Origin of the sequence: Psychrobacillus vulpis, from assembly GCF_006861825.1 — a bacterium.
Taxonomy (GTDB): Bacteria; Bacillota; Bacilli; order Bacillales_A; family Planococcaceae; genus Psychrobacillus; species Psychrobacillus vulpis.
Map to the genome: position 1 here is coordinate 302,402 of NZ_VDGI01000002.1, position 11,786 is coordinate 314,187.

8 protein-coding genes are annotated in these 11,786 nt (G+C 34.9%); 7 read left to right on the top strand and 1 reads right to left on the bottom strand.

Annotated elements, in window-relative coordinates:
• Nucleotides 1-2: 2 nt before the first annotated feature.
• The 6 genes from FG384_RS03840 (at nt 3) to FG384_RS03865 (ending at nt 6,508) form a co-directional block, all read left to right on the top strand.
• On the top strand, nt 3-1,484 hold the full coding sequence (locus FG384_RS03840; protein ID WP_142641237.1) for a class I adenylate-forming enzyme family protein: 1,482 nt from the start codon (nt 3-5) through the stop codon (nt 1,482-1,484).
• The gene (locus FG384_RS03845; RefSeq protein WP_142641238.1) at nt 1,481-2,614 is read left to right on the top strand and encodes a thiolase C-terminal domain-containing protein; all 1,134 of its coding nucleotides are present in this window, start codon (nt 1,481-1,483) and stop codon (nt 2,612-2,614) included. The genes FG384_RS03840 and FG384_RS03845 overlap by 4 nt, the downstream gene beginning before the upstream one ends.
• A 97-nt stretch (nt 2,615-2,711) precedes the next feature.
• Nucleotides 2,712-2,933 carry a Zn-ribbon domain-containing OB-fold protein gene (locus FG384_RS03850; protein WP_240793337.1) on the top strand — a complete coding sequence of 74 codons (222 nt, stop codon included), beginning with the start codon at nt 2,712-2,714 and terminating at the stop codon, nt 2,931-2,933.
• 67 nt (nt 2,934-3,000) lie between these two features.
• Nucleotides 3,001-3,939, top strand: coding sequence for a bile acid:sodium symporter family protein (locus FG384_RS03855; protein ID WP_142641239.1), 939 nt, complete (start codon nt 3,001-3,003; stop codon nt 3,937-3,939).
• Nucleotides 3,940-4,231: 292 nt separating this feature from the next.
• The gene (locus tag FG384_RS03860) at nt 4,232-5,596 is read left to right on the top strand and encodes a glucose-6-phosphate isomerase (protein ID WP_142641240.1); all 1,365 of its coding nucleotides are present in this window, start codon (nt 4,232-4,234) and stop codon (nt 5,594-5,596) included.
• Between the two features lie 90 nt (nt 5,597-5,686).
• A complete protein-coding gene (locus tag FG384_RS03865) occupies nt 5,687-6,508 on the top strand; it encodes an SLAP domain-containing protein (protein ID WP_166462372.1) in 822 nt (273 codons plus the stop codon).
• 501 nt (nt 6,509-7,009) lie between these two features.
• Here the strand turns inward: FG384_RS03865 and secA are convergent.
• Nucleotides 7,010-9,379 (bottom strand): preprotein translocase subunit SecA, encoded by a 2,370-nt coding sequence (secA, locus tag FG384_RS03870; protein ID WP_142641242.1) that lies wholly within the window; start codon nt 9,377-9,379, stop codon nt 7,010-7,012.
• Nucleotides 9,380-9,545: 166 nt separating this feature from the next.
• Between secA and FG384_RS03875 the strand changes: the two genes are divergently transcribed.
• Entirely contained in the window at nt 9,546-11,786 is a 2,241-nt protein-coding gene (locus tag FG384_RS03875) for a hypothetical protein (protein ID WP_142641243.1), read from the top strand.

An 11,786-nucleotide genomic window follows, 5' to 3' on the forward strand; every position in this document is an offset into this window, starting at 1 on the left:
AAATGGAAACGTTAGCACAATTAGCATTGAAATCAGCTGCAGCTTATCCACAAAAAACGGCAGTAAAAGATCAATATAGATCGTTTAATTATCAAGATATGATAGACAGAGCACATGCGCTTTCTTCGTACTTTCACGATAAAGGTTTTGTTAAGGGTGATAGAATTGCAATTTTGATGCCAAACCGTTTGGAGCATATTGAACTGGATGTTGCAGTATCACTTGCAGGGCTTATCAAAGTGCCTTTAAATTACCGTCTACATCCTAGAGAGCATCAGTATATGTTAAATGATGCACTTCCAAAATTAATTATTGGTGAGCAAGAGTTGATAAATCCGATTGGAAGTAATATAGAGGTATTATCTGTTGGAGAGGCATATGAAAGCGTAGTCCATTCTTATTTAGGAAAACATTATTTAGAAAATGTGGACGAAGACGATTTATTTGCAATTATGTACACATCTGGTACAACAGGTAATCCTAAAGGTGTTATGTTATCTCATCGAAATATGATTGCCGGTGCCTTATCTTTAGCGCAAGTATGTGAAGTGGACTACAACGATGTTATTGGTCATGTTGCTCCTTTAACACACGGTAGTAATTTCTTATCCCATGTTTCTTGGTTATATGGGTCAACTCAAGTTGTGTTTAATAAGTTCGAACCAGAAGAATTTGTCAATGATTTAAAGAAAGAATCCGTATCAGTCATTTTTTTAGTACCAACAATGGTGAATTTAATGATTCAACATCCAAATTTCGATCCTTCCCAACTATCTACATTGAAGTCAATTAATATGGCAGGCTCCCCAATTGCTTCTAGTAAATTGGAAGAAGCATTAAACCTAACTGGTCCTATTTTTGCTGAAACTTACGGACAAGTAGAAGCTCCAATGTGTATTACAATGATGCCTAAGAAAGAGCTTAGTACTCGATTAGAATCATGCGGAAGAGTTGGGCTTTTCGTTAGCGTAAAAATTGTAGATGATGAAGGTAAAGAGGTAAAAGACGGGGAAGTAGGAGAAATTATTTGTAAAGGCTCTCTTGTTATGAAAGGTTATTGGAATAATGAGAAAGCAACAAATGAAACATTGCGAGATGGATGGCTGCATACTGGTGATTTAGGATGGAAGAGTCCGGAAGGATATGTTCATATTGTTGATCGTAAAAAGGATGTTATCATTTCAGGAGGAGTGAATATTTATCCTCGAGAAGTGGAAGAAGTGCTTAACTTACATCCAGGTGTAAAAGAAACATGTGTCATTGGTGTCCCAGACGAAAAGTGGGGAGAAAATGTTGTAGCATACGTCGTTCCTAACGGAAAAGAGACTGTTTCAACAGAAGCACTGTTAGCATTATGTGTGGAAAATATGGCGAGCTTTAAAAAGCCTAAATCCATTTATATTGTGGATGAATTACCTAAAAGTTCGTATGGAAAAATTTTAAAAAGAGAAATGCGAGACCAACATAAGGAGGTTAGCGTATGACGAACGTTTACGTACATGGAATTGGTATGACTCAGTTTGGTACATTTATAGACCGAACAATGAAAGATATGTTGTTAGATGCTTGTATTCAAGCTTTAGAAGATGCAGGTAACCCAAAAGTAGATGCTGTTTTTGTTGGGAACTTTATGGGTGGATCTATTTATAATCAAGAAATATTAGGTGCTATTGTAGCAAATGAACTTGGACTTGGATTTGTTCCAACGGCTAAAGTAGAGGGTGCATGTGCTTCAGGAGGAATTGCATTAAGGCAAGGTATTCTCGGAATAATGAGTGGCGAGTATAATACGGTGCTTGTTGCAGGTGTAGAAAAGATGAAACACGCTTCAACTGTTGATGTTACTCAAGCAATCAATGCTGCAATGGATAACGATTCTAATGAAAAGAATGCAGGATTAACATTCCCAGGATTTTTCGGTGTGCTTGCTAATCGATATTTTTATGAGACAGGAGCTTCTAAAAAGCATTTAGCAATGGTTGCTTTGAAAAATAGGGAGCATGCATTAAATAACCCAGTAGCTCAATTTAGAAAGCCTGCTACATTTAATGAAATTATGGAAGCACGTATGATAACAAATCCGTTAGGCTTGTTTGACTGTTCTCCTATGACGGATGGAGCAGCTGCAGTTGTTATTTCAAAGGACAAATCTGCTATTCATATTCGCTCGTCTGCACAAGCTTCTGGACCAACTCAAATGCAAGATGCAGAGGATCTATTGTCTATTCCTGCAATTCGTGAATCTGGTCGGCTTGCTTATGAAAAAGCAGGGGTGGGACCTGATGATATAGATGTAGTAGAAATTCATGACTGTTTTTCAATGACTGAAATGATTGCGATTGAGGAGTTAGGCTTTTTTAATAAGCGAGAAGGTTGGATCGCGGTAGAAGAAGGAAGAACGAAATCTACAGGAGATAAACCTGTCAATACAAGTGGAGGTTTACTTTCACGTGGGCACCCAATTGGGGCTACTGGCGTTGCACAAATTTATCAATTGGTTCGTCAGTTACGTGGAAATGCAGCAAACCAAGTGGATAATCCGAGACTGGCTTTAGCACAAAATCTCGGTGGAACAGGCTCATATTCTACTGTGCATATTTTGGAGAGGGTGTGAATGTTGAGTGAACGTATATAAGTGTAATTCATGCGACTATCATAGCATGGCTAAAAAATATGTTTGCCCGAAATGTTTAAAAGGAAAATTCGAATATTTGGAAGTTTCTTCTAATGGATCCGTATATAGTTTTACGGATATTCATATTGCACCTGCTGAATTTGCAGACATAGCACCATACACGATTGCGCTCATTCAGTTGGATGAAGCAAACGTAAAAGTAACAGCTCGTGTGAATACCCCTGTCCAAATAGGAGAGAAGGTTGAATTAGAAAAAATGGATAAAGGTGCTTATATATACAAAAGAATATCAGGTTAAGAAATACCCTGTGTTTGGATAACTCTATTATTCAAAGCACAGGGTTTGTTGTATGGAGGGCTAATAAATGAAGTTTATTCAAATAGTGTCACTCATTATTTCAAAATACTTACCCTTTTGGATTGTCCTGTTATCCTTAATTGCTTACTTTTTTTCTGATTTTTTTCGACCAATCCGTAGTTTAACCGGAGTTGGACTAGGTATGATATTTTTGTTGATGGGTTTGTCTTTATCAACAGAAAAACTTATATCTGTCATAAAAAATCCGAAGTTTGCGTTAATAGGAGTTTTATTAAAATGGACTGTAATGGTTGCTATAACTATTGGCATTGCAAATATCTTTTTCAAAGATAGTGCCGAATTAGCAACCGGTATTATATTAGCAGGAACTGTACCTAGCGGGACATCGGCAAATATATATACGTTTATAGCTGGTGGAGAAGCCGCTTTAAGTATAACAATGGCGACAATGGACACGATTATTTCTCCGCTTCTTACATCTTCATTAGTTCAATTTTTTGCCGGAAAACTGATTCCTATCGCATTTTGGCCATTGTTTTTAAATATTATCTATATTGTGTTTCTTCCATTGTTCTTAGGGCTCTTACTACAATGGAAGTTTTCAAAAAGGATCGAAGTAGTTAAACCATATACAGCAGTACTTTCCCAAATTGCACTATTTATTGTAGTTTTATCAGTTATTTCGAGTGCTCAAAGTTCACTAAAAAATAATTTATCTGAGTTACCTATTATTTTTGTAGCAGTTTTTTTCCAAGTTTCTATTCCTATGCTAGTAGGTTATTGGGGGGCAAGGTGGTGGAAGGTTCCTGAACAATATGCGCGTGCCATTTTGTTTCACACAGGAATTTGTAATACAGCACTAGCTGCAACTCTAGCGATGGAACATGTTAGCTCATTAGCTGCAGTTCCTGCAGTAGCAAATATGGTCGTCAATTTAACTTTAGGAGCAATCGTTGCAAACTTTTTTGCAAATAAAAAGGTTTAGGATCCATTCTAAATAGAACGATTTTAGTTAGATTGGACAATCTTTGTGAGAAGTTGGACAATGGATGCCGAAAGATGGACAATCTTTAGTAGAAGTTGGACAATAACCGCCAGAAGTTGGACAATCTTCATTAATAATTGGACAATAAATAATTTCTCCTCTAGAAAACAGTAAGAAAACTTTTATTACTATTCTTACTTTTGTTGTAGGACTTTCGATTAGAGGAAAATACTGTCGAAATGTGATAGTATAGTAAGATGGATGAATATGAAGCTTTCAGGAGGAAATCCAATTGACTGTTACAGAACAAGCCTTCTCACTAAACTTTTCATTATTATCGAAGTTTATTAATGAAGATGAAAAATTTAAATATGCAGAAATTATTAGTAATATACATGAAGAGATGCACGCTAGTACTAGTAAAGATAAGGGAGCAATAGGCTGGATTGACTTAGCGTTAAAGCAAAACAGAGAAGAAGTAGATCGCATCCTTTCTGTCGCTAACGAGATACGAGACAAATCCGCAGTATTAATTGTTATTGGAATTGGTGGCTCATACTTAGGGGCAAAAGCAGTTCAAGACGCATTATCTCCCTATTTCAGCAAACAAACTGATAAAACTGAAGTAATTTACGCTGGTCAAAATATGAGTGGAGCTTATATCAATCAATTACTTCAATATATAGAAAATCGCGAAGTTTACGTAAATGTAATTTCTAAGTCAGGTACTACTCTCGAACCAGCGATATCATTCCGTGTAATTAAATCCTATATGGAAAAACGTTATGGCGAAGAAATGAAAAATAGAATTATTTTAACGACTGACCCTACAAATGGATTATTGAGAAAGCTTGCAAAAGAGGAAGGGTTTAGAAGTTTTGAAGTTCCTGCAGATGTTGGTGGACGCTTTTCTGTATTAACCCCAGTAGGTTTATTTCCACTAGCTGTCGGCGAAATTGATATTAAAGCATTATTAGATGGTGCCAAACAAGCAACAAATGATTTAATGATTTCGAATTTTAAAGAAAATGAAGCATATGAATATGCATTATCAAGATATTTGCTTGAAAAAAAGGGATATATTCTAGAAATAATGGCTTCTTTTGAACCATCTTTACGAAATGTATTTGAATGGTGGAAGCAGCTTTTCGGGGAAAGTGAAGGAAAGGATGGAAAGGGTATCTTTCCAGTATCCGTTACATATACAACTGACTTGCACTCCATCGGTCAATATGTTCAAGCAGGTAAACGTCAAATTTTTGAAACAATTTTGCATATCCGCAACCAAAAAGAGGACCACACACTTAAATATGTAGATAATAATTTTGACCAATTAAATTTTCTAGAAAATAAGACATTTCATGATATGAACACGATAGCAAAAAATAGCACAATTTTAGCTCACTACGATGGAGAAGTACCGGTTATCCAAGTGGAAATGAATCAGTTAGATGAATACCATCTAGGTTACTTACTGTATTTTTTCCAGAAAGCTTGTGCAATGAGTGCTTATTTATCTGGAGTAAATCCATTTGATCAGCCAGGTGTGGAATCGTACAAAAACAATATATTTGCTCTTCTAAATAAGCCTGGTTATGAATCTATAAAAGAAGAGCTAGAAGAAAGATTAGATCAAATTTTTAGTGAAAATAAATGAGATGAAACGCTTAACCGTATGAAAATTTGGTTGAGCGTTTTGTTGTGTTATACTAAATATATATTTCTATTAAAAGGAAGGACTTTAAGAATGACAAATTTAACTAAAACATATAAAACAGAAATAGATTTTTCAACAGATTGGGAGATACCTGCACAAGAGAAATATATTTACCAGTTTTTTCACCAACAGTTAGAAGATTTAGAGGCAAATCAACTTCATGTTCATGGTGTTAAACTGTATAAAGTAGATGCGGGAATTGTAGTTACAGCTATATTAAGACATTCTTTACCAAAAAAATTACTTTTGGAGCAAGTTGTGTTAATAGTAAAAGATAAAGAAGGAAAAGAATTAGCAAAAAAACAATTTGATATGCAACTGTTTGGAGAGCTAGAGCCATGTACAGCAAGACCGTGGAAGTTTTTATTTGAAGAGGCGGATTTACTAGTTTCGCATGATGAAATTGAAAATGAAATGGACTTCGAAATGGTGTTCGAATACTATGAAAAAGTAGTGAAGGATTTCGAATTGTACTTAGACGAAAACTGGTCGAATGGACTGACAGAAGATCAAAAAGGTTATGTACATAATTTAGTTTCGTCATTGGAACCTATTAAAGTGAATGAAATATCAATTGTTGGTTTTCATTTCCACGAAACAGATGATGCAGTAAATGTTTATATTATTATTAGAAATGCTTTCTCGCAAGCGCTTACGATTGAAAATTTACCGATTCAGTTATTTGATGCGGCAGGAGATTTAGTATGCAAGCTTGGGTTCCCAATTGGACAATTCCAAATTGATTCTAAACAAGCTCGTCCAATTAGTCTATCTTTCTCAAAAGAAGTATTTATGAAAGAAAATCCAGATTTCAGCTCTTGGAAAATAGAAATGATTCCACAAACTTTATAATATAAAAAGGTCAGTACTTTGGAAAATCCATTGTACTGACCTTTTTTAAAGAATAAGAAATTATAAAAACTAGGTATGTCATGAATCAGTAATAATCATGTACCTAGGTTCAATGATTCCGTTACAAGCGGACGCTTTCCGCTGGCGTGGCCTCAGCCTCCTCGCTACGCTGTGGGGTCTTCGACTAACGCTTATCCAGCAGGAATCGCCGCTTTTCACTACATCCATTCGTTGTAAAATAATAAAAAGCTAATATTATACAATAGTTCGTATCATTTATTTTAACTATTTATATCTAATCGGTGGATGAATAATCAAATTTATTATCTGTTGTTTGGAGAAGCGTCCGCTCGACTCCTGCGGGAAAACGGAGTAATTTAGACCCCGCAGGAGTGCGTAAGCGCGACGAGGAGGCTAAATTCTTCGCCCGCGGAAAGCGTAAGCGGTAAGCTTCGGAAAACATCAGAGAAGGACATGTTTAAAGGGCGCCTTGCGCTTTTTCTATTGTTCATTTTTTGTTGCTTTTACTTGTAAATAGTATCGAATGACATCCCTAAAGAACGAATGAAGCATTACATTGAATAAATGAAGTGCGTCGAAAGAGTATAATCGATACGGATCCTCTTGCGAATATCCTCTAATACTAATTCCTTCTCGTAAATGATGTAAATTATCAAGATGTGTAATCCAAGATCTATCTAGTGCTTCGATATAAATAGATTGGATATCTTCCCAGCAATCATCATTTGGATCAGTATTAGTTAAAATATCTAACGCAGTATTGTATACATTTTCTAAGCTTTTTGTAACTTGATCCTTATTTTCTGTATCTAAAGATGCGAAGTCAATTTCATTGTTAGATGTTAGCATACACATGATTTTAATCTCATCTACAATTTCTGATAATGTAGAAGAACTATTCACTTCATCATTATTTAATTCAGGAATATCCTCTACTAAACCGTAAAATCGTTCTTGTAAAGCATTTTCAATAAGAGATTGCATATTTTCTACTTTTAATGCTTTTTCTCGGTAGTTATACATCACTTTTTGTTGATCATTATTGATATCGTCCAACTTCAATAAATGAGATCGGCTAGAGAAATGTATACCCTCGATGACATTTTGTACATTGTAAACGAATTTAGTCGGGTTTGGTGAAAGGATTAAACCAGAGCTATTTGTTTTTATTTTACCTTTATACTTTGCAAATTCATCTTCATCATAATAGTAAAATAGCTCATCTTCTAGTGAAATAATAAATTGCGTGCTTCCAGGGTCTCCTTGTCGTCCGCCACGTCCGCGAAGTTGCATATCAATTCGAGCACTACTGTGAAGCTCGGTGCCGATAATATGTAGACCACCAAGCTCTGCAACGCCTTCTCCTAGGATAATATCTGTTCCTCGTCCTGCCATATTCGTTGCAAGCATAATTTTATTTAATTGTCCTGCTTTTGAAATGATTCCAGCTTCATCTTCTTCTGTTTTTGCATTAAGTATAGAATGCTCAATCTGTTGCTCTTTTAAATAAGAAGAAAGTTTTTCAGATTGTTCAATAGAAGTCGTACCTATTAAAACAGGTTTACCTATTTCATGTTGTTTTATTGTTTCTTCTACAATTTTTTTCATTTTATCTTCATACGTTGAATAAACTAGTGTTTCTAAATCTATTCGTCTATTAGGTTTATTCGTTGGGATTTCAGTTACTCTCAAATTATAGGTTTCCCAAAATTCATCACGAGATGGAACTGCACTTCCTGTCATTCCCGATACATGTTTGTACAATCTAAAATAATGTTGAATCATGACAGATGCTTGTGTATTGTTTTCTTCCTTTAAAGAAACTTTTTCTTTCGCTTCGATTGCTTGATGAAGACCATCACTGTATGTTCTGCCTTCCATAATACGTCCAGTGTATGGATCCACAATCATGATTTTATCGTCTTTTACGATATAATCTACATCTTTGCGCATAACTACTTTTGCTCGTAGGGTTTGCATCGCTATATGCATAAATTCCCGATGTTCACTTTCATATACATTCTTGATACCAAAAGCAGCTTCTAATCGGTCAGCACCTTTGTCCAATAAAACAATTTGTTTTGTCTCAGGATAATAATTGTATTCCTCGCTGTCTTGAAACGATTCGATAACAAGTTGCATTATTGGGAATAAATTCAAGCTCGCATTTGATTTGCCTGCAATAATTAATGGTGTTCTTGCTTCGTCTATTAATATACTATCTACTTCGTCGATTAAAGCATAGAAAAGAGGCCGTTGAACAAGCTGATCTTCACTTTTAACCATATGGTCTCTTAAATAATCAAAACCGAATTCTGTTCCTGTACCGTATGTAATATCGCAATTGTATGCAGCCTGTTTTTCATCACTTTCTAAACCAGAAATGTTTAATCCAATTGATAATCCTAAAAATTCAAATAAAGGTTTCATTTGTTCATAATCTCGGCTTGCCAAGTATTCGTTAGCTGTAATGACATGAGTTCCTTTTCCGTGCAAAGCCATCACGTATGCAGGAAGAGTAGCAACTAATGTTTTCCCTTCACCAGTTTGCATTTGGGCGATTTGTGATTGTGTTAATACAGCACCACCCATCAACTGCGAGTCATAATGACGCATTCCGAGCACACGTTTTGAAGCTTCTCGAACAACTGCAAATGCCTCTATCATTATTTCCTCTGGAGAAACTCCATTGTTTAACTGTTCGCGAAAATTAATGGTATAAGTTTGAAGCTCTGAATCTGTTTTATTTGTAAATAATTCTTCCAATGAGTTAATTTTGGAAACAATCTTTTTAAGCTGTTTCAGTTCAATTACTTCACCAGAAATCATTTTCTTAATAGATTGTAGCATTGTTCATTCTCCCTATTTTTAAAGTCCATTATCTATTATATCACGAAAAAAATGAACAGGCATTTTCCAAGATTAATTGCTAATATTTCAATTATATTACAACAATAAGTTTTAAATGTTACCAATAGATGTTAATGTTAAAATAGTATGGAAGGGAGTTTTTATTTTGAAAAAAATTTATAGTTCAATGGTTGCAGTAATGTTAGCGACACCTATAAGTAGTATTGCATATGCAGAAGACTTAAAAAATCAGGATGTAGTGCAAGAGGTAGAAGAAGTAGTAGAGGTTGAAGGAAATGTAGAAGAATGGTTAGAAGATGCTGTAGAAGAACAACCCGAAGAAGAGATAGTTCAAGAAGGTTATGAAAATTTAGGGCCATTAATATTCAAATCTTCTGCTATTTCTTCTAAAATAGCTGCAAATAAAGAGGGAGATTACTTTATTTATTACATTATGCATGGCTCTCCAGCAGCTTTAGTTATAGTAGATTATGAAACAAAAGAAATAGTACATACTTTCACGTTAGAAGATTCAAAGAGTGCATGGGGATTAGATGTTGATGAAAACGGAAAGTTATGGATCGGTGGATCAGTTTCAAGTGTTCTTTATAGTTATGATCCTAACACAGAAGTTTTTGAAAAGCACGGTGCAATTTTTTCCAATAAAAGTGACACATCTATTCAAGACTTAATTGTCTCGGGAAATAAAGTATACGCAGGCTCAGCATATGGCGGATCACTTGTAGCTTTTGATCCAGAAACGAAAGAGATAGAAGAATTTGGGCAAATCCGTAAAAGAAAAGAATTTGTCAAAGCAATAGTTGCAGATGAAGAAACAGATGAAATATTTGTTGCTATTGGATCACCAATGGATTTATTAGTTAAAAAGCCAAAGACAAAAAATTTCACTTCATTTCTGCCACCTAAATATATGTCTGAAAAATACGCGCAAGACTTAGTATTAACAGATGATTACGTTGTAGCTCGTTTATACCCATCTAATATGGCAGTAGTTTTCGATAGAAAAACACTAAAAATTGAAGACGAGTTTGAATTGAATTCGAAAACGGTTTCTACCGTGTCTCCAGATGGTAAATCTTTATACTACACAAAAGCACAACAATTAATAAAATACGATTTTGAGACGAAAGAGCATACAGAGCTTGGTTTATATTTACCAACCGGAACAGAAGCAATCAATTTAGACTTTATTTTGAAAGAGACAAATGAAACAGAAGAAGTTACAACTGAGAAGACAAATGAAGAAGAGGGAAATTCAGAAAAGCTTAACCTGGTAACTCCGATTGTGGGAGAACCAATTGTAGAAGAAAAGCCAGTTGTAGAGGAAGAGCCGATTGTAGAAGAACCGAAAGAATGGGTCTTAACAGGAATGGTCGATAATCTAGGGCAATTATTTGAATACAATCCTCAAACGAATGAAATTCAACATCTTCAATTTGAGTTACCCGAGCAACCGGTAGAGTTGTATACATTAGCTTCTAGCTCAGATGGTACTAAAATCTTTGCAAATGGTTATATGTCGGGTGGATTGGGAGTTTATGATGTTGCAACAGGAAATAAAGAATTATATCGAAACATTAGTCAAATTGAATCGATGTTTGATATAAACAATAAATTATATATAGGGGCTTATCCGTTAGCTAGATTACTAGTTTATGATCGTTCGAAACCATGGGAATTGGAAAATCCTAAAGAAGTAATTCGAATGAACCAATATGGTCAAGAAAGAACTACAGCTGTTGCACCTTACAAAGAAGGAAAAGAAATAGTTTTTGGGACATTGCCAGATGCAAGTGTTGGTGGTGGGGCATTAGCTTTCTATAATACTGAAACTGAGGAAATGGAAATATTCGAAAACTATATTTATAACCAAAGTATTGTCTCTCTAGTAAGTAGAGGAACAGAAGTATTTGGAGGAACTTCGATTCATGCAAATCAACAAGTGAATCCAAGGGGTGCAAGATTATTCTATTTTAATAGATACAATCCAGAAGATAAAAAGTATATAAATCTACCTTTCGATTCAAGCATGATTACAAGTCTTATAGTAGATAAAGATAATAAAGTTTGGGGTATGGCAGATGGAAAGCTATTCGTTTATACGGATGAAAACACAGATATTAAATCTGTTGAATTATTGCCACTAATCTCAGGAAGATTCCGGAATGCACAAATTTTAGAAGGTGACGATGGCTATATTTACGGAAGTGTAGAAGGAAAATTATTTAGAGTGACTAAAGATAACTTAGAAGTTGAATGGTTAAAAGACAAAGGGGTTTATGGTCTTGAAAAAGATTTAAATGGAAATCTGTACTATTACGATGGAAGTAACTTATGGAGATATACGATTGAACAAAATCGTCCAAAAAAAGAAGAGCAGCAATAA